General features: G+C 54.7%; 23 protein-coding genes. 15 read left to right on the top strand and 8 right to left on the bottom strand.

The annotated features are described in order from the left end of the window. Positions 1-21: 21 nt before the first annotated feature. On the bottom strand, positions 22-468 hold the full coding sequence (locus K3T83_RS41025) for a hypothetical protein (protein WP_220208933.1): 447 nt from the start codon (positions 466-468) through the stop codon (positions 22-24). A gap of 268 nt (positions 469-736) precedes the next feature. After that, a complete protein-coding gene (locus K3T83_RS41020; RefSeq protein WP_220208932.1) occupies positions 737-1,108 on the bottom strand; it encodes a hypothetical protein in 372 nt (123 codons plus the stop codon). A gap of 298 nt (positions 1,109-1,406) precedes the next feature. Between K3T83_RS41020 and K3T83_RS41015 the strand changes: the two genes are divergently transcribed. Together K3T83_RS41015 and K3T83_RS41010 are read left to right on the top strand one after the other, a co-directional pair. Continuing rightward, positions 1,407-2,732 carry a phytoene desaturase family protein gene (locus tag K3T83_RS41015; protein WP_220208931.1) on the top strand — a complete coding sequence of 442 codons (1,326 nt, stop codon included), beginning with the start codon at positions 1,407-1,409 and terminating at the stop codon, positions 2,730-2,732. 14 nt (positions 2,733-2,746) lie between these two features. Continuing rightward, positions 2,747-3,619 carry an RNA polymerase sigma-70 factor gene (locus tag K3T83_RS41010; protein ID WP_220208930.1) on the top strand — a complete coding sequence of 291 codons (873 nt, stop codon included), beginning with the start codon at positions 2,747-2,749 and terminating at the stop codon, positions 3,617-3,619. Here K3T83_RS41010 and K3T83_RS41005 read toward each other — a convergent pair. Next, entirely contained in the window at positions 3,616-5,013 is a 1,398-nt protein-coding gene (locus K3T83_RS41005) for an adenylosuccinate synthetase (protein ID WP_220208929.1), read from the bottom strand. The genes K3T83_RS41010 and K3T83_RS41005 overlap by 4 nt on opposite strands. A 422-nt stretch (positions 5,014-5,435) precedes the next feature. Here K3T83_RS41005 and K3T83_RS41000 point away from each other — a divergent pair, with 422 nt between their 5' ends. From K3T83_RS41000 to K3T83_RS40965, 8 genes are all read left to right on the top strand, one after another. After that, positions 5,436-6,971, top strand: coding sequence for a DEAD/DEAH box helicase (locus K3T83_RS41000; protein ID WP_220208928.1), 1,536 nt, complete (start codon positions 5,436-5,438; stop codon positions 6,969-6,971). 22 nt (positions 6,972-6,993) lie between these two features. Beyond that, a complete protein-coding gene (locus tag K3T83_RS40995) occupies positions 6,994-7,890 on the top strand; it encodes a phosphotransferase family protein (protein ID WP_220208927.1) in 897 nt (298 codons plus the stop codon). A gap of 197 nt (positions 7,891-8,087) precedes the next feature. Next, positions 8,088-8,843 (top strand): SDR family oxidoreductase, encoded by a 756-nt coding sequence (locus K3T83_RS40990; protein WP_220208926.1) that lies wholly within the window; start codon positions 8,088-8,090, stop codon positions 8,841-8,843. Between the two features lie 265 nt (positions 8,844-9,108). Further along, positions 9,109-10,515, top strand: coding sequence for an MFS transporter (locus K3T83_RS40985; protein WP_220208925.1), 1,407 nt, complete (start codon positions 9,109-9,111; stop codon positions 10,513-10,515). A gap of 237 nt (positions 10,516-10,752) precedes the next feature. After that, positions 10,753-11,655: a LysR family transcriptional regulator gene (locus K3T83_RS40980; RefSeq protein ID WP_220208924.1), complete on the top strand. Its 903-nt coding sequence runs from the start codon at positions 10,753-10,755 to the stop codon at positions 11,653-11,655. Beyond that, the gene (locus K3T83_RS40975) at positions 11,628-11,870 is read left to right on the top strand and encodes a hypothetical protein (RefSeq protein WP_220211154.1); all 243 of its coding nucleotides are present in this window, start codon (positions 11,628-11,630) and stop codon (positions 11,868-11,870) included. Before K3T83_RS40980 ends, K3T83_RS40975 begins: the two co-directional genes overlap by 28 nt. A gap of 13 nt (positions 11,871-11,883) precedes the next feature. Beyond that, entirely contained in the window at positions 11,884-12,705 is an 822-nt protein-coding gene (locus K3T83_RS40970; protein WP_220208923.1) for an MBL fold metallo-hydrolase, read from the top strand. A gap of 385 nt (positions 12,706-13,090) precedes the next feature. Next, positions 13,091-13,600, top strand: a complete 510-nt coding sequence (locus K3T83_RS40965) for a YbaK/EbsC family protein (protein ID WP_220208922.1) — start codon at positions 13,091-13,093, stop codon at positions 13,598-13,600. A 103-nt stretch (positions 13,601-13,703) separates the two neighbouring features. On the opposite strand, the gene K3T83_RS40960 is transcribed toward K3T83_RS40965, so the two are convergent. Continuing rightward, entirely contained in the window at positions 13,704-14,141 is a 438-nt protein-coding gene (locus K3T83_RS40960) for a nitroreductase family deazaflavin-dependent oxidoreductase (protein ID WP_220208921.1), read from the bottom strand. Between the two features lie 400 nt (positions 14,142-14,541). Here K3T83_RS40960 and K3T83_RS40955 point away from each other — a divergent pair, with 400 nt between their 5' ends. After that, the gene (locus K3T83_RS40955) at positions 14,542-14,859 is read left to right on the top strand and encodes a winged helix-turn-helix transcriptional regulator (protein ID WP_220208920.1); all 318 of its coding nucleotides are present in this window, start codon (positions 14,542-14,544) and stop codon (positions 14,857-14,859) included. 18 nt (positions 14,860-14,877) lie between these two features. Further along, the gene (locus K3T83_RS40950; RefSeq protein WP_220208919.1) at positions 14,878-15,426 is read left to right on the top strand and encodes an NADPH-dependent FMN reductase; all 549 of its coding nucleotides are present in this window, start codon (positions 14,878-14,880) and stop codon (positions 15,424-15,426) included. A 181-nt stretch (positions 15,427-15,607) separates the two neighbouring features. Here K3T83_RS40950 and K3T83_RS40945 read toward each other — a convergent pair whose 3' ends face one another. From K3T83_RS40945 to K3T83_RS40935, 3 genes are all read right to left on the bottom strand, one after another. Further along, positions 15,608-17,353 (bottom strand): CocE/NonD family hydrolase, encoded by a 1,746-nt coding sequence (locus tag K3T83_RS40945; protein WP_220208918.1) that lies wholly within the window; start codon positions 17,351-17,353, stop codon positions 15,608-15,610. Positions 17,354-17,378: 25 nt separating this feature from the next. Next, positions 17,379-19,031 carry an FAD-dependent oxidoreductase gene (locus tag K3T83_RS40940; protein ID WP_220208917.1) on the bottom strand — a complete coding sequence of 551 codons (1,653 nt, stop codon included), beginning with the start codon at positions 19,029-19,031 and terminating at the stop codon, positions 17,379-17,381. Between the two features lie 127 nt (positions 19,032-19,158). Next, positions 19,159-22,272 (bottom strand): winged helix-turn-helix domain-containing protein, encoded by a 3,114-nt coding sequence (locus K3T83_RS40935; RefSeq protein WP_220208916.1) that lies wholly within the window; start codon positions 22,270-22,272, stop codon positions 19,159-19,161. 469 nt (positions 22,273-22,741) lie between these two features. Between K3T83_RS40935 and K3T83_RS40930 the strand changes: the two genes are divergently transcribed. Next, complete coding sequence (locus K3T83_RS40930) at positions 22,742-23,599, top strand: class I SAM-dependent methyltransferase (protein WP_220208915.1); 858 nt, start codon at positions 22,742-22,744, stop codon at positions 23,597-23,599. 35 nt (positions 23,600-23,634) lie between these two features. Then, positions 23,635-24,498 (top strand): class I SAM-dependent methyltransferase, encoded by an 864-nt coding sequence (locus K3T83_RS40925; RefSeq protein WP_220208914.1) that lies wholly within the window; start codon positions 23,635-23,637, stop codon positions 24,496-24,498. Positions 24,499-24,696: 198 nt separating this feature from the next. On the opposite strand, the gene K3T83_RS40920 is transcribed toward K3T83_RS40925, so the two are convergent. Next, entirely contained in the window at positions 24,697-25,332 is a 636-nt protein-coding gene (locus K3T83_RS40920) for a class I SAM-dependent methyltransferase (RefSeq protein ID WP_220208913.1), read from the bottom strand. Between the two features lie 352 nt (positions 25,333-25,684). On the opposite strand from K3T83_RS40920, the gene gcvH reads away from it, so the two are divergent. After that, a complete protein-coding gene (gene gcvH / locus K3T83_RS40915) occupies positions 25,685-26,077 on the top strand; it encodes a glycine cleavage system protein GcvH (protein WP_220208912.1) in 393 nt (130 codons plus the stop codon). Positions 26,078-26,114 lie beyond the last annotated feature (37 nt).

Genomic DNA, 26,114 nt, shown 5'->3' with positions numbered 1-26,114 from the left:
TGGATAAAGAATGTAGCACGATCAGGCCGAGCGCAGACGACGATAGCGCTCGGTCAGTTCGTATTTGTTTTCAAACATCCGATTACCGCAATAGACGTTGCGGCGAGTAAACGGCTCTGGCGTTTGCATGATGAGCCACTCGCGCACCTGCGGCCTTTGCTGATGAGGGGCATCAAACCAGGGTTCGGGTAAACAATAGATAGGATCATATACCCAGGATGGGCAGGCTACTTCATAGCGCATGCAAAGCCATTCCACAGCAGCAGCACAAAACGCGGCCCAACGATGTTGAGAGGGCGTCAGCGTCTCTGGCAACTTCAAAGAATCAATAACGAGTTGCCATCGCTGATCTTTTGTATAATCAAACCAATCATTCATGAAATTACCCAGTGCCGTCCACGGCCTTTCCCCCTGGCAAATCTCCTGATAAGTTTGTGCCATTGTTTGTAGCTGATCGATGGTTTTCATTTTCCCTCCCCTCTCTACATATATATACACTTCACAACCCAAAAAGCGGAAAGCAGGCAATCATAATTGGTGTATCCACGAAATCCTCCGAGAAACCCGTAATATGGTAGGGGCGATGGCTTGTCCTCGCCCCTACCATATTACGGGTTTCTCGGAGGATTTCGTGTGCCGGATGCACCAATAATACAGCAGAGACAAAAAACGAACCCGCTGCTAGCGGTGAAGCAACGGGTTCGTGAGTGAAGGATGCTGGTATGTCTGAAGGCCATCAGTCTTTCGTGGTGCCGCTGGTGGGTTCCCCCGGGCTGGCGCTTTCCCCGGAATTGTAGATGATGTCGGTCAATTCCTTGCGTGAGCGCTCAAGAAAGTCGCGTAACTGGGCCTGGCGCTCGGGATTACCGGCAGCGCTGCGACCGGCAATCATAAAGAGGCGCGCAACCTCACCAGCAGTGCTACGTAGCGCCGCCTGCTCAGGTGAGAACCAACCCTGCCCGCGCCAATGCTCGTGTTGGCCCGGACCACCACCCCAGGGACCAGGACCACCCCAGGGACCAGGACCACCCCAGGGACCAGGGCCGCCCCAGGGTCCGGGGCCATAAGGACCGCCAAAAAATCTGCGTGCAAAACGTCTTCCGAACATTGTGTTTCTCCTTTCCTAAAGGACGCACAAACTGCTCTTTAACGGTTCCATCTGTACCCATGTTAAAAAGCATTACAGTACTTTTTAGGGACTTCCAACGATATATCGCCCACTACTGTTCAGCCTGGCGATATATCGCTTCCATCTTTCTTTACGATATATCGCATTGAAGGTTGCAGATTTTTGCGCAGAAAAATAATGTTTCGCCAAACTCGTTCTTTTTGTCACAAATCTCGCCACTCTTCCGTCTGGTTTCCAGCAATCACAAGAAAAGCCTAATCGAAGGAGAACAATTATCATGAATACATTACGAACCGATGTTGTGATCGTTGGTGGCGGCATGGCTGGATTGACCGCAGCAAGTTATCTGGCTCAGGCCGGAGTTGCTGTCACGCTGTTTGAAAAGGCGTCGAAGCTGGGGGGACGCGCCGCCACCTCGCTACACGACGGCTACGCCTTCAATCGTGGCATTCATGCGCTCTACACTGGCGACTCGGCGGAAGATGTGCTGCGCGAGCTTGGAATCGCATATAACGGCCATAGTCCAAAAGCGATCCATATCTTCTATCAGGGCAAGCTGTATCCGTTTCCTACTGGCTTCTCTTCGCTTCTGAACAATCGCCTGTTCGATATCGGCGATAAGCTGGAATTGATGCGCATGTTTACCACCTTGCCCCGGCTCAAAGCGCAGGACTTTGCGCGCATGAGCGTTCAGGAGTGGATAGAGCGCACACTCAAGCGCACACGCACTCGCCAGTTTATGACCACATTTGCCAGCACCAACGTTTACAGTGCCGCGCTCGATCAGGTCAGCGCCGAGGTGCTGGTTCACAAATTACAGCTGAGTCTCAAGCATCCGGTCCTCTATATCGATGGCGGCTGGCAAACGCTGGTGGACGGGTTGCGCGCAAAAGCAGAACAGGCCGGCGCGCGGATTGTCAGTGGAACACGGGTTGAGGCCGTCGAGTATCAGGATGGTCAGGTTCAAGGTGTGCGCCTGCGCAATGGCAGCGTTGTCCAGGCTTCAGCGGCCATTCTGGCAACGACGCCCACAGAGGCGGTGAAACTGGTGGATGGCGGCAGCTACGAACCGCTACGTAGCATTGTTGACGCACTGATCCCTGCACAGGTAGCTTGCCTCGATGTTGCGTTGCGCCGCCTGCCTGATCCGAGCCATGCCGTTGTGCAGGATATGGAACGTCCACGCTTCTTCTCGACGCAATCGCTCTACGCACGTGTCGCTCCTGAGGGCGGTGCGTTGATCCACGCCTTGAAGCTGCTTGATTTCGCACATCCCACCGATCCGCGCGAAGACGAGCGCGACCTGGAAAATCTGCTGGACTCGGTGCAACCTGACTGGCGCGATGAACTGGTCAAGCGCATCTATCTGCCACGCATCGAGGCTATCGGGATGCTACCCACAACCAGCGCGGGTGGCTATGCTGGTCGTCCAACGCCGATAGTGCCTGGCATCACTCATCTCTACCTTGCTGGTGACTGGATCGGTGCCGGGTTCCTTGCCGATCCCAGTCTGAGCAGTGCGCGGCAGGTGGCCCGAATGCTGCTGCAAGATGAGGTCTTTCGAGCGAGGAAAGGTGATGCTATAATGGAAAAAAGTATGTAGAAACGAGAGAAGATATGGCGGAGCGCACGGAGCAAATATTCAATCAATATCGCTGGCTGCTCTTCTCCATCGCCTACCGGATGCTCGGCAGCCGGACAGAGGCCGAGGATATTGTGCAGGAGGCCTTCTTGCGCTGGCTTGAGGCCGATGAAGAAGCGGTACAGTCCCCGCGTGCCTACCTCTCAACGGTCGTTGTTCGCCTGTGTATCGATCAACAACGTTCGGCGAGGGCGCAGCGCGAGGTCTACACCGGAACATGGCTGCCGGAGCCGCTTCTGACCGAGCAGCAACCGGAATTGACCGAGACCGCAGCCCTTGCCGAGTCGCTCTCATTTGCCTTCCTGGTCATGCTGGAGAACCTGGGACCGTTAGAGCGAGCGGTGTTCCTGTTGCGCGAGGCCTTCGAATTCGAGTATGCCGAAATCGCAGAGATGACCGGCAAAAGCGAGGCCAACTGCCGCCAGATCTTGCATCGCGCCCAGCAACATCTGGGGCAGCGGCGCGGACGCTACGACGTATCGCACGAGCAGCAGGAGCGCATTACCGCTCAGTTTTTGCAGGCCAGCACCAGCGGCGATATCGATGGCTTTTTGCAATTGCTGAGCGACGATATCGTGTTTACTGCGGATGGTGGCGGCAAGGCGAAGGCCGGGCTAAAGCCGGTGCGTGGACGCGAAAAGGTGGCTCGTGGCACATTGAGCGGTCTGCGTATTCTATTGCCTGCGATCGTATCGCGCATCGAAATGGTCAACGGGCAACCAGCCATTATTGGCTATATCGATGGTCGTCCCTATGCTGTGATAGTCCTCGATATCGTCGATGAACATATACACGCGATCTACGCGATCCTCAATCCCGACAAACTGCGCTCGCTTCCCCATCTTTAAAGCCAGCTTTGCATAACGGATAGGCTCCGTTTGTCTGCCTCCGTTGGACCAGACGAGATGATGGCGATGGGAGCTGCCAGTTGCTCTGCCAGTAGAGCAAGATATTCTTCCTGAGTTGAGCGTTCGGGCAAGGTCTGGTAGTGCGGGCGACACAGCCAGAGATGCCGGGTGAGTTCTTCCTGATGAGTGAGCGTGGCTGACTGCTGCACTTTAATGCCGGTAAGCGTCCTGCTCTCCTGTCCGAGTGGTGAGACGAAATACGGCGAGAGATCCGCTTCCACGCCCTGATAGTGATAGGCGGTGCATAGCTGGTGCGCAGACATCGTTTCCCAGCGGTCAAGATGCGTGATGGCGAGACCGTCGAGATGGCCGATCACGTCCCTGGCGTAGCGGGTCGCGACCAGATCAAAATGTCCAACGCGAAACGTCTGCTGCCAATCGTTCCAGCTATTATGTAAGTCGGGGAGAGCAGCGGTTAACGCTGGCTCTTCAGTGGGGAATGGTCCGGCTCCGTGCCGCGTCGCATAGGCTCGCAGGACACCAAGCTTGATAATCTCACCTGTGTAGTTGTGTTCTTGCAAAAGCGTATCGGCGTTGGCAAATGTGGTCGTGCTCCAAGTCGTGTAAGGGGCAAAGGCATAGTTCTCATCGAGCAGCACACCCTGCGCACCCTCAAAGATCATTGTTTCGGATTGCGCAAACCGGGCACTGATGGCGGTTTCGTCAAGCAACTGCACGCACCTGGCGAAATAGAGGTAGACATCGAGACAATCATCAATGCTGGTTGGATGCGTGAAGGTTGCGAGTTCTTGCCGCACCTGTTCGCTGTCGGGCAGATGTTCGCGCAGAACTGCAACCTCAGCATACTTGGTGTCCAGCAGAAACTGGAGCTTCTTGCGCATCGTGGCGCGATCCAGCAAATCGCCAGCATAGAGTACATCGTTGCCATAAGCAAGCTGATCGGCCCTGCACTCGCCGATCCCCTCGCCGCAGCTGCCATGTCGTTGATCGGCACGAGCCAGTTCTCGCAAGCGATTGGCTGCCTTTTGAAAGGGCGTAATGATCAGAGCGCGACGATCAACCAGGGTGCGCGACAGGGCATCGCGGACGCCCAGTTGTGCGAGGTGGCGCTCCTCTCTCAACATGTTGAGCGGATTGATGAGCATAAAGCGAGTGAGCAGCGTTCTGGTCCAGGGGAGCAACATTCCGCTGCCAAACTGGGCAAAGGTATGATGTTTGCCATCGGCGGTCACGACATTATGCGCCGCCTGCGGTCCCCCATTGTAGCGCACGACGAGATCGGCGGAGCATTCTCTGGTGAGATAATCGGTAATGGTGCCCTTGCCCGCGTCGCCAAATCCCAGATCCGCAATAAAAATAGCCTTTCTGCTCATATTTCCTCTCTTACACATTATTTCTATTGGTAAAGTATAACATAGAACGTTACTGATGAGAAGAAAGCATACCGGGCGACCGCGACCCTTGCGGTCGCCCGGTGTACAAAAATATGACAGACACCCATTTTTCGCTTAGGGCTTGACGATGCACCATCAAACTGCTATAATCCAGTAGTTATGACTGTTTGCATGGTATGGAGCGGGTTTCTAGTATGTCCTGTTCTCCGGTAAAGACGCTAAAGAGCGCTGAGCAATCCTCTATAGATTCATCTCTCCTGCACACACGTTCGTATCTTATCAGCTAGCAGCATTGCTCCCGTATCCCCTTACGGCCTGCTCCTGGTACTCCCTGATAGCATTGTGCCTTCTGGGGAGCTATTCTGCGCTCACAAGCAACGTATTGGCAGAAAGGATTTTTCATGCCCTCTTTCCAAGATTTTCCTTTGCAACCCACCACACAGGCTGTACTGGCCAAAATGGAGATTATAGAGCCAACCCCGATTCAGGCAGCGGCCATCCCGGCGCTGCTCGCTGGTAACGATCTCGTCGGGCAATCCGCCACCGGCTCCGGCAAGACGCTTGCCTATGCGATTCCGCTGGTAGAAAGGCTGACAAAAAACTCACGGACGGTGCAAGCGCTGATCCTCGTACCCACACGCGAACTCGCAATGCAGGTCAACGCGGTCCTGAGCAAGCTGGCAAGCAGCCGACGCCTGACAACGGCTCTGCTCGTTGGTGGACGAGCTTATAGTACACAAACATCGGCGTTGCGCTATGGTTCACAGATCGTCGTAGGCACGCCTGGACGCGTCAAGGATCATCTCCAGCGCGGCACCTTAGTTCTCAACCAGTTGCGCATCTGCGTGCTGGACGAGGCTGATCAGATGCTCGATAGCGGTTTCGCGCCAGTCATCGAAGAGATCCTGGCAACCACGCCCGACACGCGCCAGATGGCCCTCTTCTCCGCAACAATGCCCGATTGGGTGGAACAGATTCAGAGAAAGTTTCTCAAAGATCCGGTCAATGTCACAATTACGCCGACGACTGACGAGCAGAGCGCGATTGAACAGATCGCCTATCAGGTGCCGCACGATCAGAAAATGGCGGCCCTCTGCACCCTCCTGCATTCGACCGAAGGGACAAGCAGCCTGATCTTTGGCAAAACGAAGTTCGGGGTCGAACGCCTGGGCAAACAACTCAGCAAGCTTGGCTTCACAGTGGGAACGCTGCACGGCAACAAGAGCCAGCGCGCCCGCGAAGAGGTGTTGACCGCCTTCCGTCACGGCCATGTTCAGACGCTGCTCGCCACCAATGTAGCCGCACGCGGACTCGATATCCAGGGCATCTCCCAGGTTATTAATTACGAACTGCCCGAATCAAGCGAGCTGTTCACGCATCGCATCGGTCGCACGGGTCGCATGGGACGCCAGGGCAAGGCAATTACGCTGCTGGTGCCCTCCGATGTTCCCAAGTGGCGGCGCATGTCGCGCAATCTTGGTCAGACCGTCACCTTGCAGAAGCTCGCGATCGACGAGACTGCCATCGCGCCGGTAACACTAACTGTCTCCGAAACGTTGCAGGAACAGAGCGAAGAGCAGTGGCCTGGACGCGACCGCAAACGTTTCTCGCCTGACCAGGAACGCCCCAGACGCCCACGCGCGGGCCGCGACCTCTCCTATACCAGAGGTCCGTCGAAAAAAGAGCGCGTTCGGGCGGCACGCTCCTCATGGCGCACTGATGACTTCGCCTTCTCTGAAGAGGAGGAGTCATCGTATGAGCAGTCCCGAGATGACAGGCAGGTGCCAGAGCAGCAGTCAGGCTTCGATCAGCCGCGCCAGAAACGCAAATCGCCGGGTAATAGAAAGGGAGAGCAGCCACGTAAAAAAGCTGGCGTGCCGCCTTCCATTCGCGCCCGTCGCTCCGCCACCTCTAAGCGTGCCACCAAAAAACGCTAACCTGTAGCGTAAGGAGCCTCGCATGACGCAATCTGAGTTAGCGCCCCTGGATATTCTCCATACGCTTGGGATCAACGGGACACCCATTGTCACGCCAGTGCTGGGTGGATTTGACATGGCGATGTGGAAAGTTGAGCACGAGGGCAAGACCTCTGCTCTGCGCGTGTTTCGAGCGGGGGCGCACGAGGATTGTGAACACGAACGGGAAGTGATGGACGCAGCGCGGGCTGCGGGTCTTCCTGTGCCAGAGGTCCAGAGAGCAGGTGTCTGGCAGGATCGCCCGGCGCTCCTTATCACCTGGCTCGCCGGCCGTCCCCTGGAAGACGAGTTGCGGGCGCGACCCTGGCGGCTGTGGTCGCTAGGGGTCACCTTTGGTCGCATGCAGGCCAGGATCCATGCGATACCCGCCCCCGCTCTGCTCCGTCAGCAGCCCGATGCGTGGATCACCTGGCAATGCGAAGGTGAACAGATCCTACAAGATCGTTTGCGTCACTTGTATTCTGACCAGATGGCATTGTTGCATCTGGACTATCATTTGCGCAACGTTCTGACGGATGGCAAACACATCACAGGGATTGTGGATTGGACAAACGCGCTTGCAGGTGACCCACGAGCTGATGCCGCGCGCACGATCTCTATCCTGCGTTTCGATCCCCTGGCGCGGAAACCGTTGCTGGTGCGGCTTGGCTTGCGCATCTTTGAACAAGCCTGGCGCGCCGGCTATCAACACGAGCGCGGGCACCTCAAAGATATGTCTCTCTTCTATGCCTGGGCGGGGACCGTCATCCAGCGCAATCTGGCACCACGCTACAAACACATCCCGAACGAACTCGCTCCTGCACGCCGCTGGACCAACAAATGGAAGGCACGAACTGGATGCGAGCGTTTTTCCGCATTGACAATAGATAAGCTGCCATGATATACTGAGCCGCAAATAGGATACCTATGTCAGCCTTCTGGTTCTGCTAGAGGGGTTGGCCGTGTGTCGAACGTCAGACCCGGCATCTTACAACTCTACGATGGTCTCTATCGATCCGTAGAAGATGCGTGTCTGGCTTTTTTGTTGCCTTCTTCTCGGATCATGGAGCATCAATTTACGAGAAGGAGACTCATTGTATGGAGGTTGCAGGAAAAGTAGTCCTGATTACTGGAGCTTCGAGCGGGATTGGGATGGCTTCGGCCCGCCTGTTTGCTCAGAAGGGTGCTAAGCTGGCCCTGGCCGCACGCTCAGTTGAAAAGTTGGAACAGTTCGCGCGAGAACTACCGGAAGCCATTGCAGTCCCGACGGATATGCGTGACGAGGCGGCTGTACGACGTATGGTGGCCCAGACACAGGAACATTATAAGCGCATCGACGTGTTGATCAATAATGCTGGGCAGGCAATGTATGCACCTATAGAAAAGGTGGACATAGATACATATCGTTCAGTCTTTGAACTAAATGTTGTCAGCGTCCTTGTAGCGATGCAAGCGGCCATTCCAATTATGCGGGCGCAGGGAGGGGGCGTGATTATCAATATCAGTTCCGGCACTTCAAAGAGACCTCCAGAGAGATACGGGACGAATAATCCCGTCGGTCCCTACACTTCCACCAAGTACGCGCTCAACGCCATTACGCTTATAGGTCGCCAGGAACTTGCTACCGACAACATTTCCCTCGGGGTAGTCTACCCCGGATTGACTGCGACCAACCTTTTCGACAATCTCGCACAAGGCCGCGCGCCTGCCGCGACGCCGGGCGGGGCACCACCTGTCGCGAGTGCCGAATCTGTCGCCGAAAATATTCTGGAGGCGGTAGAAACGCAAGCGGCGGAGGTCTACGCTGATATCTTGAAAAAAGAACTCTTCTCGTCAAGCACGAATCGTGCTTGACGAGAAGAGTTCGATCGTTTTTACAACAACGATCATGAGAAAAGAGAGCATAAATTGAGCTTCTCTGGCTCCACCTCCTGGGCCTGAGCGAAGGTGGAAAGCGCCAGCGACCCAGATCCAGCAAGATTCAAGAAGTTTTGTTCTTTCTTCCTTGCTACACTGTTTCTTCAATTGAGTAAAATCTCGCAGGCCGGATTCACGCGAATCCGGCCTGCAAGCAAAAAAGAGTAAGAGAGCAAAGATGGAAAAAGAATGTTCCGTAAACATGGCGGAGAGAACGGAGCAGGGAGAGAAGCGCGCAGAGAGGTGGCGCTGGATGCTGGTCATCGTTGTCAGCATGGCAATCTTTCTTGATACGGTTGACGTCTCGATTGTCAATGTGGCGCTACCCGATCTTCAGCGCGGCCTCCATCTCACTACAGCAGATTTGCAGTGGGTGCCGGGCATCTATGGCCTCACCAATGCCGGTTTCTTGCTGCTAGGGGGGCGTGCAGCCGATCTGCTTGGTCGTCGCCGTATTTTTTTGCTGGGTGCCACACTCTTTGGCCTCGCCTCCTTCACCGGGGGTCTTGCCAATAGCGGCTGGTTGTTAATCCTGGCGCGTGGTGTGCAAGGGGTTGGTGCTGCGTTGACCATGCCAGCGGCAACCTCGATCATCACCACAACGTTTGCAGAAGGACCGGAGCGCAATCAGGCGCTGGGCATCTTTAGCGCCACCGGTGGAGCAGGTTTCACCTGCGGCCTGGTCATCGGCGGCTTGCTGACCAGTTTCATCGGCTGGCACTGGGTCTTTCTGGTTAATGTCCCTTTCGTGCTGTTGATCCTGTTGCTGGCTCGCAATGTCGTGCCTCAAGATCGTTCGCCTATAGAGCGAGAGCGCTCATATGACCTTGCAGGGGCTATCCTGGTGACGGGAGGTTTGCTGCTGCTGGTGTATGCCCTGACGCAAGCGGGCGAGAGCGGTGCTACACCTCTCAAGACGGGAACACTGCTCATCCTGGCAATCTTCCTCCTGATCCTGTTCGTTCTCGTTGAGCAGCGTTCCCGAACACCTCTGATGCCACTACACATCTTCCGATCGCGCAACCTGAGCGTGGTCTGTGTGGTCTCGTTTACCTTGCTGGCTTCGTTTTTCAGCTTCCTGTTCGTCTTTACACTTTATCTGCAAAACGTTCTGCATTATTCCCCCATTCAGGCGAGTCTTGCCCAGTTGCCGACAAGCATTTTGAGCATTGTGACATCGCAATTCGTCTCACCCCGGCTCATGAATCGCTTCGGCGTCAGGCTTACGATTAGCCTGGGCATGCTCTGCCTATTGTGTGGTGCTCTGCTCTTCTTTATGGGTGGTGCTGCGAATAACTATTTGGGCATTATTCTGCCAACGCTGCTCGCTTTCTCCTTTGGAATGGCGCTGTGTGTGCCCGCGCTGGGCGTTGCTACTGTGATTGGGATCGAGCAGACGGAGCAGGGTCTTGCAGCTGGCTTACAGGGTACGTGGGCGCAGGGTGGGGGAGGATTGGGCGTTGCGATGACGGCGGCGGTGGTAAGCGCATCAACGGTCCCGAGTGCAGCAATAGTCCAACAGCTATACGGCCTCCATCTGGGGTTGATTGTCGTTGCGGTGTGCGCGGCTATTGGGATGATGCTTGCCTTTATCGGTATTCAGAAATAATCTCTAGCGCCCTGAAATCCAGGGCACCCCAAATGAAGAGTACGATCAGCGCACTCACTGGATTGACATCGGTAAAAGAGAAGGTCGCATAAATGATCGTCAACACAATCAGGCTAAGACTGATTCATAAAGTCTTTCCTTTCATTCATTGCTCTTTGCGGAGCTTACTACGAAGATCGCTCGCACGTCCAATATCATTTCTGGACACATTCATATCGAATGTGATATAAAATCGGCATGGATCTCAACGCCTTACGTTATTTTCTGGTTATCGCGGAAGAGCAGCATCTCACGCGGGCGGCAGAGCGCTTGCAGATGGCCCAGCCCAATCTCACGCGTATCATGCGTAAACTGGAGGAGGAGCTCGGTTTTGTGCTGTTTGAGCGGAGCAATAAACGCAGATTTGCGCTCACGCCCGCTGGGGAAACCTTTCTCAAGCAAATGAGTCCTATGCTGAAGCAGTATGAGAAAGCAGTACAGGCAGCCAAACAGGTGGCACAGGGGGAAAGGGAAAAACTGGTCGTCGGCTATACCCCCGTAGCGATGTTCAATGGGGTACTTCCCGCCCTGATGCAGATCTATCAACACTTTCCCGAAGTAGAATTACTTCCCCGCGATATTTCTGCTGCTTCGCGGCAGATGGTCTTGAATATGCTGCACGACGGTCGCCTGGATGTGGCTTTTCTGCCACATGGTTCTGAGGAACCAGGGCTGGAGTGTGAGTTGATCTCCATGACCACGCTGGTCGTGGTCTTGCCAGCCAATCATCCTCTGGCCGATCAGCCAGCTATTCCTCTCGCAGCGCTTGCGCAGGAAGCATGGATACAGCCATCAAGGTCGCTCAATCCACGTTGGCACGATGATCTTGCCCATCTCTTTCAGCAGGCGGGATTTAAGCAGAGGGTGGTTCACTGGACCCCTCAAGCCCATACGCTGGTGAGTCAGGTGGCAGCCGGACTCGGCCTGGCCATCCTGTCCACCTGGACACAGCAGCATCTCCCTCATCAGGGCGTCGTCTATCGCCCACTTCAGGACTGCGAGTATATGATGGAATTCCATGCTCTGTGGCGAAAAGAGGATCGTTCTCCTCTGATGCAGACCTTCCTCAGGAGGTGCCAGAGCGAGACCGAAGCCAGCTAGTGCCAGGACCCTCCTCTGCCAGTTCCTCATCATTTTTCGACGAGTGCTATGAGTATCAGATACTCATAACTGCTGTTCAATCTGAACTGGCGGCTTACGGGGTGGGCGAACGATGGTACTACATCGTAAAATGGGTTGTACGACAGAGCAATACGTCTTCCCTATCACTTACCTCTGGCCTGCCACTGATTGAGCAAATGCCAGCAGAAAAATGAAGGAGATAGTTTAATGGAACATTGGATTTGTAAGACATGCGGTACACAATTCGCACCGAGTGAGCAACCCCCGCAGACATGCCCAATCTGCGACGATCTGCGCCAGTATGTCGGCTACAATGGGCAGGAATGGACGACGCTGGCCCGGATGCAGCAGGAGGGCTTTCGTAATGAGTTTCGAGAGCAAGAGCCAGGACTGATAGGTGTTGGGACAAAGCCCTCATTCGCTATTGGCGAGCGGGCGCTGTTGCTGCAACATCCTCAAGGCAATGTACTTTGGGACTGCATGAGCCTGATCGATGATGAGACAGTGACGGAGATTAAACGCCTGGGCGGTATCAAGGCCATTGCCATCTCTCATCCTCATTACTATACAACTATGGTGGAATGGTCAGAACAATTTGATGCCCCCATTTATCTCCATGAGGCGGATCGGCAGTGGGTTATGCGGCCTGGCGAGCGTATACAATTCTGGTCAGGTGAGACACACGAACTCTGGGATGGTCTCAAGCTCATTCGCCTGGGTGGACATTTCCCTGGTGGTACTGTCCTGCACTGGCCTCAAGGTGTGGATGGTAAGGGAGCGTTGTTGTCCGGTGACATTATCACAGTAGTCGCAGACAGGCGCTACGTAAGTTTTATGTATTCCTACCCAAATTTGATTCCGTTGCCTGCCGCCGAGGTACGCAGGATACGCGATGCTATCAGCCCTTACGCATTTGAGCGGCTGTACGGTGCCTGGTGGGAGCGCGTAGTGGCACATGATGCTCATCAGGCCGTCTTACGCTCCGCCGAGCGCTATATTCAGGCACTCGACCACGTGCCAACGACCTGATTCATAGGCATAATGTGGCAGCCATATCCAGTGGCTAGCGGACAGAGTGTGTGTCTGATCCCCATGAAATCGGGAGGCGTGGGGTGACGGCGGGCGTAATAGAATTGCCGCCCCTACCCTTCATGCAATAAATTGCACCTCTCTCCTCTTCTTGACTCTCGTGTGAAACAGGGAAAAGAAGCGATTTATCGCCAGATAGAGCTTATTCATCGACAGCTTTTTCTCCGCTGCCACCTCTTTAACACGCAGAAGAAGGCCCGGAGCGGGCACCATTCAATTTCGGTTTCCTGCTCGGCTTATATGCCGCAAGATACACCTTTCAGCGTTTAACCTGTGTTATCATAGACAGAAATAAATTGTTGAGACAGCAATAGAAGGATTTTAGATGGAAACGCAACAAGATACTTATGCTCAACTCATTGCCCTGCTCGATCAGCATCAGGCTTCGTATCGTTTGATCGATCATGCTCCCGAGGGGCAGACGGATCTGGTGAGCGCGATGCGAGGCAATGAGCTGGCACAGGCGGCCAAGTGCATTATCCTGATGGTCAAGCAGGGGAAAAAGGTCACAAAATACATTCTTGCTGTTGTGCCGGGCGATACCAGGGTCGATTTGCAGGCGGTCAAGGCGCTCTTGCAGGGAACCTATATCGCGTTCGCCACAGGCAGCATCGCCGAGCAGCTTGCGGGCAGCGTTGCAGGCACGATCCTGCCCTTCGCCTTCCATCCCGGCCTTGAACTCATCGTTGATCCGTCCTTGCTTGAACATGACGAGATCTATTTCAATGCTGCTCGCCTGGATCGCTCGCTGGCATTGAAAACAAGCGATTATGTTGCCATCGCTCACCCTCGCCTCGCTCACATCTCCTCGACGCTGGCCGATACCACCGCATAACATCTCTTCGTAGTACTCTGTCAAGCTTCATTCATGGATGCACCAACGAATGAAGCTTGACAGAGTACTACGAAACTTATAGAAGTATTACCACCATAAATTGTTATGCTTCATTATGAGCCATTGCGCGAACAAGTTCTACGACTGGGATCTTCCTGGACGCCTTCTTCTCATATTCGGCAACGCCTGGATGATGTTGTACCTCTTTTGCATAGATCTGGTCGCGCTTCTCACCTTCCACAGGCTTTGCCGTAGCTGCGAATCGCTCCGTGCCAATCTCGACGATCACCTGTGGATGGGCAATCAAGTTGTAATACCAGGCGGGGTTTGTCGGGGCACCTCCTTTTGAGGCAAAGATAAATAAGCATCCGTCATCTAGCAGGTATGTCAGCGGGTTGATTCGCTGTTGCCCACTTTTCGCACCTGTTGTAGTCAGCAAAAGCAAGGGAACGCCCTCAAACGCTCCCCCGACCTTACCATCATTTGTACGAAATTCTTCGATGATTTGTCGATTCCAATCGTTAAAGTTCGGCTCGGCCATATTATTTTCTCCTCTCAACAATTGACCAACAGCGTTTCTATCAGTTGCGAAGGAGTATATATGTTCAAGTTAGCTTGAAGTCAAGAGGAAAAAGGGCCGGATATTACACCCTGCCACCGATACTCACGACCATCACGAAGAATACGGCCCATACCGGAGCCTTCGATATGGTTAGAGGCAAGCTGGAAAGAGAGCCTTGAGCGGGAAGTCGCCGATGGTATCGGTGAAGCTCAGAATCTCGGTCGCGCCTGACGTTATTTTTTGCATATGTTTCCTTTCAAATAGTTGAATACAACTTACATACTTGCTCGTTGACCAGATTACATCGGCTGTGATACATTTGTAAAGTAGTTTCAAAAAAGTGCAGTAGTTTCAAAAAATGAACTACGAAGGAACGCTAATGCTCAACAAAAAATGTGCGCTCGAATATACACTGGATATCCTGGAAGGGAAATGGACGATTTTGATCTTGCGCGACCTTGCCAGCGGAGTGAAACGCTTTGGCGAACTGCGCCACTCGCTCTATCCGATCAGCCCCAAAACGCTCACCGACCGCCTGCGTATGCTGGAGGAACAGAGGATTATCATGCGTACCATTTATTCAGAAGTGCCACTTCATGTTGAATATGAGCTAACCGCGCGTGGCCGCAGCCTTGAGCCTATTTTTGAGGCGATGAAGATATGGGCGCGTTCACAGGATGCAAGCTTGAAAGGATAGATTGAGGAAGAAAAATATATGCGTATTCTGGCAATTTCTGGCAGTCTACGGGCCAGTTCAACCAACACAAGGCTCGTGCGTGCGATGGTAGCGCTGGCACCGGCTGATATGCACATCACTATTTATGAAGGTCTGGGAGACCTTCCGCACTTCAGCCCCGATCTGGACGGCAATAACGCACCTGCTTCAGTACACAATCTGCGTACACAACTTCAGGAGGCAGACGGCGTTCTCATTTGCACCCCTGAGTATGCCTTTGGGGTTCCCGGCTCGCTCAAGAACGCACTTGATTGGACCGTCTCAACGGGCGATTTTTCAGGCAAGCCAACAGCTGCTGTCAGTGCTTCCCCGCTCTGGGGAGGAGGCGACAAGGCCCATGCCTCACTGCTGCTGACCCTGACGGCGCTGGGAGCCAATGTTCCCAGGCAAGCAAAACTTTCCATCCCGCATATCAACAAAAAGTTGAACGACAATGGAGAGTTATCAGATCCCACAACCGCGCAGGCACTCAGCGCGGTTCTCGCCGCGCTTGAACAAGCCGTGAAAGATCTGAAGAACGAGAAATGATGCAACGCGGCCCGTCGTCTCGAGATCTGGTAGGGGCCGCAGCACAGGCCATCCCAACACGATAATGAAAATTTCCTTTCAAAAGCGGGAATCTCATTCGTAGTGGAGCGATTTATCGCGTTGGGGTTGCACAGGCACCTGCCCCAACGCGATAAATCGCTCCACTACGACCGGGAGAGTTTTAGCGTTCAATGATGGGCAGGATCAGATGCGATGGGTGAGCGGCGTCGTGGTGGATGTGGTTGGTTGCCTCAACAAGAGCCTGCTCATCCTTGCTTGCGATGATCCCGCCGGTATTGGTGTTGCGGTCGAAGCGCGGGAAGTTGCTGCTGGAGACCTCCAGGCGGATGCGATGTCCGGTCAGAAAAACGTTGGAGGTCGCACCCAGTTCGATATGCAGTTCATAGATGCGCCCCGGCTCCATCAGCACTGGCGCTGAGAGCGATTCACGATAGCGAGCGCGGAGGATACCATCGGTCAGATTCTCAGCCCGGCCATCGGGATGCACATCAACCAGTTTGCCAGTGAAATCCGTATCCAGCGCCGACGAGGAGACGTACAGCACCAGCTCAACAGGGCCAGTCACCTCTACAGGCTGTTCCAGGGGAGGCGTCGTATAACAGAGAACATCCTCGCGCTCCTCGACCTGACGTTGATCGCGCGGCCCCACTTCTTCCATCATCAGCGCACCTCCCATCGTCGGAACCGGGTGATGAGGATTGTAGCGATAGACATCCTCCGACTCATCCCCGGCTTGCTCCAACGAGAGCAGACCATCGCCGTTTAGCGTGTTGGCGTGACCACCGCTATGCAGGTAATACGGGCGATAGTGCGTATCAGGCAGCGGCCACTCTTCCTCTTCGCGCCAATGATTGATGCCCATCACAAAGATCTTCACCGGCTTCTCCCGCTCCACACCGTTATCGATGCCCTTGAGCCAGTGATCGAACCAGCGCAATTGCAGATCCGTGAGCATCTTGATGGCCGCGCCCTGCTCTTCATACTGTCGCTCTGGAAGCCCCCATAAGAAGCCTCCATGCCCCCAGGGACCGATCACGATCCGCGAGTGCTGACGGGCAAGATCACTGCCTGCCTGCTGCTTCACACCTTGATAATGCGCCAGATCATCGCGTTGAAAGAAGTCGTACCATCCAGCAACAATCAGAGCTGGAACGGTGATGCGTTCGTAGAAGTGATCGGGTATCAGCGCTTGCCAGTACGCATCGAAGGTGGGATGGGCCAACCAGTCGAAATAGTACGGCGCGCGTCCCTCAATCAAAGGCTGGTTGGTGAGCGGAAGCCGCTGATACAATGTCGCAAGTTTCTGTTCGGCCTGAACAATCTCATCCAGATCGGCCTGAGGTGCCTGCCCAAGCTGAACCTGCCGGGCAACGTCACCCGTAACTCCCTGCGTCACCGTCCACTCAAACGCGACGTGCAGATGGAATGCGCCGCCCTGATAGGGATACATGGTGCCGCGCGGAGCCTGAGCAGGCGCGATGGCCCGCAACGCCTCTGGTTGCTCGCTCGCTGCCTGCCACTGCGTTAACGCTTGATAGGACACGCCATACATGCCAACATTACCGTCAGACCAGGGCTGATTGGCTGCCCAGGCGATGGTGTCGGCCCCGTCCATCTCCTCATGCTGAAACGCCGAGAAGTCGCCCTCTGAGGCATAGCGCCCCCGTGTGTCCTGGGCCACGATCACATAGCCCGCCTCCACCACGCGCTCGACATCCATATCGAGTTCCAGGAACACGCGCTTTTGCTCAAATCCCGGAACGGGGAAGCGCAGGTCTTTGTTATAGGGTAGGCGGGTGAGAAGGACGGGCCAGCGCCCTTCGCGCGCCGGTTTATAGACATCGGTGGCCAGCCTGACCCCATCGCGCATAGGAACCATGATGTTTTGCTCAATTTCGATAGTCATAGTGTATTTGCTCTCCTTGCGATTTTCACTTATTATAAAGCATTTTCGACAATACAGCTTCAAGCGTCTGTTCGGGCTGTGACACGCCGATCTGTGAGCGCCAGGCTACAAAGCCATCAGGTCGCACCAGAAGCGCTCCATCAGCCTGAATGCCTGCTCTGGATTGCCATTCGTTTTCGGTGTCCTGCACATCGCCAACGGGTCCGACGCGATAGGCAACGAGATTGAGGCTGGTGCGAGCCGCTACAGCCCGAGCCGCCTCGCACCATGCCGCACCCTCTGATCCGCTCAACAGCACGAAGTCGCACCCGAACAGATCCAGCGTGGAGATGCGCTGCTCCTGACGCTCGATCCAAACATGCGGCGTACGCGTGCCTGGATGCCCATCGAGCGTGCCCGGCTCAACCGTCGCTGCTGCTTCCTCTGGAATGATGGCTTGAGAGGCATATTCATAGCCAAAGCCGAAGACTCGGGTAAAGATCCCGGCAAGATCGGCTGTGACACCCTTCTTAGCAGCCTGGAAGATGAACATGTCTCCATTGGGCAGACCGCCTTTCCCGGACATACTCCCAGACTCCACCGCTGATGCATACCCCACCGGGCGGCGTTCAACGTCGTAGGTCTGCAACAGGGCGGGCGCGGCGCGGCCTTTAAGGACTGCCGCCAGTTTCCAGGCCAGATTATGCACATCGGCAATTCCCGAATTGGCTCCCTTGCCTCCCCAGGGCGGCATCTGGTGTGCGGCATCTCCAGCGAGAAAGATGCGGCCCTGCTGGAAGGTCTCGGCCACGCGCACAGCCGCTTCCCAGGGGAGAATGCTCAAGATCTGAATCTCAAGATCTGGCAGGCCCAGCGCGGTATGCAGGATCTCCAGGCAACGCTCCGGTGGGAAATCGTCTGGCGTCTCGCCTTTTGTGGGATCGTAGGTCAGATGGAAAACCCAGCGATCAGTATTGTTGATGGCAGTGACCAGCCCGCGCCGCTCTGGAAGCTCGATGATGCATGCACTAAACTCGCGACCACGCACCAGATCGCCCAGGTCGGCATGGAAAAGGATGTTGAGCAAATGTCCCTGCGATCCCTGCCCATTGGTTGCAATGTCGAGTTGCTCGCGAATATGCGCACGCGCTCCATCGGCGGCGATCATATACTGCGCGCGTACTGTTCGCTCGACCCCGGTGGCACGATCACGAATGAGCGCCGTGACGCCCGCCTCGTCATGCTCAAACGAGACAAGTTCGGTATAGAAGCGCAGGTCGCCGCCACGCTCACGAGCGGCTTCGAGCAGCAGCGGTTCGAGCAGATCTTGTGTGCAACGAGCGCCACTGACCGGGCTGAGCTGACCCATATCTTTCCCACCAAATGCGAAGTTGTGCTGTGCCATCTGTTGCCAGCGCTCAACAGTCCAGTTTTCCGCTCCAACCAGCGTCTCACCCTTCAACCAGCCAAGCGCGGGGGCCAGCGCCTCGCCTGTCACCCGAATCTTCTCATCCAGTCCCACCTCGCGATAAATCTCCATCGTGCGGCCATTGGTGCCACGCGCTCGCGGATGTATAGAGGTGCCACTGTGCCGCTCCACCAACAGTGACGGGACATCCTGATGTAAGAGAAACAGCGACGCCGACAGCCCGACGATGCCGCCACCAACGATCAAAACAGGTACTTCTTCGTGTATCATGAATAGATTCCTCCTTGCGGATTGCTGTGTCTTGATTGATAGGAATAGCTTACTCGCAAAGAGGATGAATGGGCATCATCCACCGGGACGATTATGTGGACGATTATGCGAAGTGCATCGATGGGGGTTAGAGCAAGTGAAGCTGACGGGCTGTCTCGCCTGCTGCGACGCGATTATTGACGTTAAGCTTGCGGTAAATGCTCTGAACCTGAGTGCGCACCGTATTGACAGAAACAACCAGTTCATCAGCTATCTCGCGGTTAGAAAGGCCGGTCGTTAGCAGGCGCAGGACGCGCATCTCCTGGGGACTCAGCGGCTCCATCAACTGTTGGGCAACGGGTGCGTCCCGCTGCTCTCCCTCCTGTGCAAATGCTTGCAGGAGGCGCTGAAGATAAGCCTGTAGCGCCGGTTCGTGCTGTTGTGGCAGGAGAGAACGAAGCAGCGTAGCTATTGTCGCCCCCTCATCCAGGAAGAGCCGCAGAAAGCCCTCACCAGATGCCCGTTCCAGTACTGTTTGCAGCAGCGTGCGCGCCTCGTGCATTTGTTTACGCACAACATAAGCCTGTATCATCAATAGCTGCATCTCAAGCGCAGCACGCACACGTCCATTTTGTTGCGCATCGTCGAGCATGCATTCGAGAAGTGCGAGCGCCTCGACCGCTTTTTCCTGCGCAACCAACCAGCGAATCTCGACCACCACCTCCCGTTCGCGCATGAGGAGTGGCAGTTCACGTTCATCCTGGTCACGGCTATTCATCCAGTGCTGCACAGCGGCGTGATCCCCAACAGACAGCGCGAGTCGGGCCTGCATCGCCTGCACCATGCGCGAGAGCCAGTACAACATCTGCGTCTTTTGCGTTGAGAGGCGAGCCAGCAGCACGATACAGCGCTGTTGGGCGGCGGTTTTTTGTCCACGTATATGCTCAATCTGGGCCAGCAGGAGCGTCGATTGCACCTGATAATCGTAGTTTGCAATCAACTTCCCTATTTCAAACGCCTCCAGCGCTTGCTGCTCAGCGGTTGCCAGGTCGTTCCATTCGTAAGAAAGTTGTGACAGCCCCAGACAGGACTGCCCTATATCATCCAGATCCTCCTCCTCCCTGGCCTCCCTGAGCATGCGCTGATAGTATTCAGATGCCAGATGCAGTTCTCCCTGCTCAAAACAAACCACACTTAACATGACCAGATTCGCCCTCATAAACGGTCTGGTTGCTGTCGCTTCACTGGCGGCATATGATTCTAATGCCGTCTTACGTGCCTGATAAAATTTGCCATTGACCAGTTCATCCGAGACCACAACGCTCAGGCAGAGCGCCCTCCACATGTAATCCTTCTCCGATAAGCTGGTAAGCGCCTGCCTCGCCAGTGCTACCGCTCGCGTCACCTCCCCTCGCTCACGCAAAATTATGGCTCGAAATGCCAGAACCATAGCAATTCTCTGCCAGTTCTGCTCGCGCCGCCAGCCCTCTTCGGCCAGATACAGACTGTACTCAAATCGTTCATACATTTGCGGCGCAACGGAGGGCTTATCCATAATAAAGACAAATAGGATCGCAGAGCCATATGCGAAACAAAGGGCTGGATAGAGCTTGAGCAGTGATTCCGGTATTTGAGCTAACCAACGATAAACAGTGTGGAACTCGTAAGGAATGTTGGCGGGAAACATGCGCATGGTATCCCACTGTATCTCAAGCAAGCGTTGAACCAGAACAGCTGTGCGCGACATATCCTGTGCCTGAAGCGCCGCCTCTATCGCCTCATCAAGCATGTCGTGTGCTTCGTACCACACACTCGCCTTTGCCGACAGTTGGCGCAACCCCTCCTCACCAAAGCGGCGACGGGCCTCAGCCCGCATCGCTTCTGCAAAGAGCGCATGATAGCGATACCACAATCCCGCCTCATCAAGCGCGTCCAGGAACAGTCCGGCCCGATCCAGCATCGCCAACATCTGTTCGCCATCGTTGCTGCCCGTCACAGCATCGCACAGAGATGCGTTCAATCGGCTTAATACGCTTGTATTCAGCAGAAAATGTTGTAATGGCTCCTTCTGCGCAGCAAAAACCTCCGTAATGAAATAGTCCTGAAGCGTACGATGGCTCCCGACAAAGGTTGTCAGCGTGTGCGCAACCTCCTGCCGACTCACGCGCCCTTGCAATGCCAGCGTGAAGAGTCGCAGTCCAGCCGCCCAGCCTTCCAGACGCGTACTGAGCTGGCCTAGCTCCTCGCTCGACAGCAAATCTTTGCCTGACAGTACGTGTTGAAGGAATAGCTCTGTCTCCTGCATCGAAAAGCGTAGATCAGCAGCATGCACTTCGCAAAGATCGCCGCTCGCTCGCAACCGTGCCAGTGGCAAAGCGGGATCGTTGCGTGAGAGAATAACCAGATGGATCGTAGCTGGCAGATGATCAAGCAGAAAGGCCAGCGTTTCGTGGATGAGCGGCTCCGAGATGACGTGGTAATCCTCCAGCACCAGGATGCCCTCTTGTGATGTGCGGGAGGTGCTATTGAGAAATGTTGTCAGCACCTCCTCAAGGGAGAGCGGCTTAAACGGCGGCTGGGGTGGCTTCAACAGCATGGAGAGAGCTTGCCAGACGGCATGGCCCAGGAATGTGCGGCATGCGGTGATGACGTAGCGCCAGAAGCGGTTCGGATCGTTATCGCCCGCATCCAGCGAGACCCAGGCGACGGGAGGGAACTGCCCCCGAGCGCTCCGATTTGCCACCCATTGACGGGCTAGCGTTGTTTTGCCAAAGCCAGCCGGGGCCGAGAGCAGCGTTAATCTGCGCCCCCATCCGGCATCGAGCAGGGCGAATAAGCGCGAACGCTCAACCAGCGTGGCATGCAAGCGTGGCAAACGGAGCTTGGGTTCGAGCAATTGTTCAGTTTGCGAGCGTGGCACATCAGGGACCGTTGTTTGCGGCGTGGAGAGCGTTCGGGCAAGCGCTTCAAGGCGCGTAATCATCAGTTCGCTGCTGCGCCCCGCATATTTCTTATGCATGCTCTTGCCCTGACGATGATAGGCGTACCAGTAGCCCTCGCCTCCCCTCTGGCGCGCCTCCTTGAGCATATTTAATTGACCAGCTTGCCCCTGAAAGGAAAATCTGGTATGTGTGGCCAGCCATGCGAACCAGGCATCCCCTTCGCCTTGTAACAGGGGAGTCTCTCTGTTCGCCTGCTCGTATAGTTCATAACAATGCTGTTCCTGCTGCCAGATCAGCACGTAAGTCGCGGCTTTCGGCATAACACCTTTCTCAATATATGGATTATTGGTGCATCCGGCAAATGCGCCGGGGAGAGAAGATTCCTCTCACTCGTAGCGACAAGCGCAAGGCCCCCGCAACCCCTCCTAACCACCCCTTGTCGCTACGGGTACACCCAACATCCTCTGTGCCCAGAGCCATTCCCTCATCAATTGCCAGATGCACCAATTATGCTCCCCAACAAATTACAGGGATGATTATATGCTTCAGGTAGGCATAATGCAAGTCGCCCTATGGGAATCTAAGTAGCAAAAACCGAAATGTTTCAGATTTGCTGAATACACAAGTACAAATGGCTTGTATAACTCCGGTGACTTCTTGTATACTGGGGCCAGAAAAGCAAGGAAACGCATCTATGCAAGATGTTAACAATAAAACAGCGAGGAAGCTGACGTGTTAGACAAGATATTGGGTAAAGAACGCCTGTTATCGCAGTAAGGACGCTACAGTATGGCAGATGAGACAGCGGGAGAGAACACCTATATTGTTGACGCAGAGAGTCCGGCAGAAACGGCTCGCTTAATCAATCTGGATCGGATTATCACACAGACGATGGGGGGGGCGCTGGTGGGCATCGATTCCCCTAACAAACTGCACAACATCCTGGACCTGGGCTGCGGTCCCGGCGGCTGGGTGCTGGATGTCGCCTTCGCTCTGCCCGACGCGGAGGTGGAAGGCGTCGATATCAGCCGGGTCATGGTGGATTACGCCAACGCCCGCGCACTGACGCAAAGCCTGCCCAACGCCTCGTTCGGCAAGATGAATATTGCCCAACCGCTCGATTTTCCCGACGCCTCGTTCGACCTGGTTAACGCTCGCTTTCTGACGGGCGTCTTGCTGCGAGATCGCTGGCCAGGCTTTATCGCCGAATGTACGCGCATCCTGCGTCCTGGCGGCATCATACGCCTGACCGAGCTGATCGATTCGGGCGTCAGTACCAGCCCGGCCTTTGAGCGTTTGCAACATTTGATCTATCAAGCCCTCTGGCAAAACGGCTACGGCTTTTCCATTGATGGCCGCACGCTTGGTATGACGCATGCGCTCCCTCGCATGCTGCGCGCTTCCGGCTATCAGCACCTCCGCCACATGGGTTTCGGCCTCGAATTCTCCGTCAATACTCCTGGCTGGATAGACTTTTACCGCAATGCTGAGATCGGCTACAGGCTCGGACAGGCGTTCTATGTCAATGCGGGAATTATTACCTCAGAAGAGTTTGAGCAGTTATACCAGCAAATGCTCATTGAGATGCATAGCGATGACTTCTTTGGCATGTGGCATTACATGATGTTTATTGGCACCAGACCATAAGAGCAAATCAACAAAAAAGCGGAGAAGATAGAATTATGACGGAGAACGATGCAATAGGGAAAAGTACCTATTTTCTAGATGCAGAGAGTCCAGTAGAAATGGCCCGTTTAATCAATCTGGACCTCATTACAACACAGGCAATGGGTGGGCCGCTGGTGGGAGTGGACAATCCCTCCAGATTGCGTAATGTGCTAGATCTGGGCTGCGGTCCCGGCGGCTGGGTACTCAGTGTCGCCTTCGCACAGCCCACGGCTGAGGTCGAGGGGGTCGATATCAGCCGTATCATGGTGGATTACGCCAACTCCCGCGCCCATACTCAGCAACTGCTCAACGCCTCATTTGGCGTGATGGATATTACTCAGCCGCTCGACTTTCCCGATGCCTCGTTCGATCTGGTCAACGCTCGCTTCCTGGTGGGCGTACTACCGGCTACACGCTGGCCAGGCTTCATAGCCGAATGTACGCGCGTCCTGCGTCCAGGTGGCACCATTCGTCTCACAGAGATGATCGACGCAGGGGTGAGCAGCAGCCCTGCCTTTGAGGAGTTGCAGAGCTTCCTCTATCGATCGTTTCAGCGTGCTGGCTATGGCTTTTCTGCCGATGGACGCACGCTTGGCATTACGCATATCCTGCCGTCTTTTCTGCGCAAAGCTGGCTACCAGAACACGCGCCGGTTGGCTCACACGCTCGAATTCTCCATGCATACAGACGGGTGGATGGACTTCTACCGCAACGCCGAAATGGGCTACAAGCTGAGCCAGGCATTCTTTGCCAAAGCAGGTATTGCGACACAGGAAGAGGCTGAAAAGTTTTATCAGCAAATGTTGATTGATATGCACAGCGATGACTTTTGCGGCATGTGGCACTATGTAACATTTCTTGGGACAAAACCGAAATAATCGCGATAAATTGGTGTATCCCCGAACTTTCCCCGGTAAGGCCGAAGATGGCAGGGGCGATGGCTGGTCCTCGCCCGGCTTCCCAGGCGGCGCGACACCCACACAGACAGGTGAGGACCAGCCATCGCCCCTGCCATCTTCGGGTAGCCCTTCCCATCTCATTTGCCGGATGCATAAATGAGGGATTTACTATAAACATCAAGCAAGTGGACGAATCACTGAAAGCTGCACGACCGGCTGAAGTCCTCCCATTACCTTGCGGGCCTGCACGAGCGAGAAACCAGCGGCGAGAACGGCCTGCTGGGTATTGCGGTTTGGGTGGCAATTACCCATAATACGAGTAGTCAGTGGGACGAGGCTATCCTGTATCCACGCTGTGGTCCCGTTCTGCGACCGGACATGTTCGAGTAATAGAAGTTTGCCTCCTGGCTTGAGAACGCGCCGAACTTCGCCCAGACCGCGCTCTACATCGCGAACAGAACAGAAGACAAGGGTTGCCACGACACAATCGAAGGACGCATCCGGGAACGGGAGCGATTCGACAGCCGCGCGGGTAAGCGTAATCGGGACCGGAGCATCTGCCAGACGACGACGAGCAACATTCAGCATTGCCTCATCTGGTTCGCAGGCCTCCACACGTTCAACGCGCTGTGCATCATAAAAAGAGAAGTTCTGACCTCCACCAGCACCGACCTCCAGCACCACACCCTCGGCCTGGCTCACACATTCCCGTCGAAATTGCTCCTGCCCACGCCGCACCAGAGGCCGATCCGTCATCCAGGTATAAAAAGCAGCGAAACGTGGATAGGAGATAGTGCCCTCATCATCGTGCATATTTTGCTCCTTTTTTATTCAAAACAGCTTTTACGCCAACTCATGAAATTTAACGAATCAATCCAGCAGCGCACCATGTAATTCGTAGTCTAGCGATTTATCGCGTTGGCTCGACCTGCACCAGTAGCCCCAACGCGATAAATCGCTAGACTACGAATTACATTCTCGGTTTCATTGGCAGGCAAACACCGCTCATCGGTAAGTATAGCAAAACACCGGCATATTTGCTTCTCAGTATACTAAAAATAGAGGGGCATCACCCGCGACAACCGCAAGGGATTGTCGCTACGTGATATGTTTCTCGTCTGATCCTCTATGATAAAAGAGTCCGTTGTGCTTGAAAGGATGGACAATGAGTACAAATCCGAGCGATTTAAAATACAGCAAAGATCATGAGTGGGTGCGCGCCAATGGAACGCAGGCGATAATTGGTATAACAAGCTACGCCCAAAAGCAGCTAGGCGACATAGTGTTTATCGAGTTGCCGAAAGTTGGCGATAGCTTTGAGATAGGCGAAGCAATAGGATCGATTGAATCGGTGAAGGCGGTCGCAGAGATATATATGCCGCTCAAAGGCAAGATCGTTGAGATCAACGCAGAGGCCAATGATGATCCTGAGCTGGTTAACACTGACCCCTATGGCGAAGGTTGGCTGCTGAAGTTCCAGATCGCCAATACATCCCAGCTCAAAGATCTCATGAGCGCCGATAAGTACGACGAGTTTATCAGGGAAGAGCAAGGATAAGGGAATCGTTTGACGCCTCTCTCCCTTTTCTCTATAA

This window comes from Reticulibacter mediterranei (assembly GCF_016587455.1).
Note: the sequence above shows the minus strand (reverse complement) of the source record. Positions and strands in the feature narration are given on the sequence as shown.

What these genes read in the sequence shown, in the direction of transcription:
- K3T83_RS41025 (WP_220208933.1), bottom strand. Translation starts at nt 468, where the DNA reads ATGAAAACCATCGATCAGCTACAAACAATGGCACAAACTTATCAGGAG.
- K3T83_RS41020 (WP_220208932.1), bottom strand. Translation starts at nt 1,108, where the DNA reads ATGTTCGGAAGACGTTTTGCACGCAGATTTTTTGGCGGTCCTTATGGC.
- K3T83_RS41015 (WP_220208931.1), top strand. Translation starts at nt 1,407, where the DNA reads ATGAATACATTACGAACCGATGTTGTGATCGTTGGTGGCGGCATGGCT.
- K3T83_RS41010 (WP_220208930.1), top strand. Translation starts at nt 2,747, where the DNA reads ATGGCGGAGCGCACGGAGCAAATATTCAATCAATATCGCTGGCTGCTC.
- K3T83_RS41005 (WP_220208929.1), bottom strand. Translation starts at nt 5,013, where the DNA reads ATGAGCAGAAAGGCTATTTTTATTGCGGATCTGGGATTTGGCGACGCG.
- K3T83_RS41000 (WP_220208928.1), top strand. Translation starts at nt 5,436, where the DNA reads ATGCCCTCTTTCCAAGATTTTCCTTTGCAACCCACCACACAGGCTGTA.
- K3T83_RS40995 (WP_220208927.1), top strand. Translation starts at nt 6,994, where the DNA reads ATGACGCAATCTGAGTTAGCGCCCCTGGATATTCTCCATACGCTTGGG.
- K3T83_RS40990 (WP_220208926.1), top strand. Translation starts at nt 8,088, where the DNA reads ATGGAGGTTGCAGGAAAAGTAGTCCTGATTACTGGAGCTTCGAGCGGG.
- K3T83_RS40985 (WP_220208925.1), top strand. Translation starts at nt 9,109, where the DNA reads ATGGCGGAGAGAACGGAGCAGGGAGAGAAGCGCGCAGAGAGGTGGCGC.
- K3T83_RS40980 (WP_220208924.1), top strand. Translation starts at nt 10,753, where the DNA reads ATGGATCTCAACGCCTTACGTTATTTTCTGGTTATCGCGGAAGAGCAG.
- K3T83_RS40970 (WP_220208923.1), top strand. Translation starts at nt 11,884, where the DNA reads ATGGAACATTGGATTTGTAAGACATGCGGTACACAATTCGCACCGAGT.
- K3T83_RS40965 (WP_220208922.1), top strand. Translation starts at nt 13,091, where the DNA reads ATGGAAACGCAACAAGATACTTATGCTCAACTCATTGCCCTGCTCGAT.
- K3T83_RS40960 (WP_220208921.1), bottom strand. Translation starts at nt 14,141, where the DNA reads ATGGCCGAGCCGAACTTTAACGATTGGAATCGACAAATCATCGAAGAA.
- K3T83_RS40955 (WP_220208920.1), top strand. Translation starts at nt 14,542, where the DNA reads ATGCTCAACAAAAAATGTGCGCTCGAATATACACTGGATATCCTGGAA.
- K3T83_RS40950 (WP_220208919.1), top strand. Translation starts at nt 14,878, where the DNA reads ATGCGTATTCTGGCAATTTCTGGCAGTCTACGGGCCAGTTCAACCAAC.
- K3T83_RS40945 (WP_220208918.1), bottom strand. Translation starts at nt 17,353, where the DNA reads ATGACTATCGAAATTGAGCAAAACATCATGGTTCCTATGCGCGATGGG.
- K3T83_RS40940 (WP_220208917.1), bottom strand. Translation starts at nt 19,031, where the DNA reads ATGATACACGAAGAAGTACCTGTTTTGATCGTTGGTGGCGGCATCGTC.
- K3T83_RS40935 (WP_220208916.1), bottom strand. Translation starts at nt 22,272, where the DNA reads ATGCCGAAAGCCGCGACTTACGTGCTGATCTGGCAGCAGGAACAGCAT.
- K3T83_RS40930 (WP_220208915.1), top strand. Translation starts at nt 22,742, where the DNA reads ATGGCAGATGAGACAGCGGGAGAGAACACCTATATTGTTGACGCAGAG.
- K3T83_RS40925 (WP_220208914.1), top strand. Translation starts at nt 23,635, where the DNA reads ATGACGGAGAACGATGCAATAGGGAAAAGTACCTATTTTCTAGATGCA.
- K3T83_RS40920 (WP_220208913.1), bottom strand. Translation starts at nt 25,332, where the DNA reads ATGCACGATGATGAGGGCACTATCTCCTATCCACGTTTCGCTGCTTTT.
- gcvH (WP_220208912.1), top strand. Translation starts at nt 25,685, where the DNA reads ATGAGTACAAATCCGAGCGATTTAAAATACAGCAAAGATCATGAGTGG.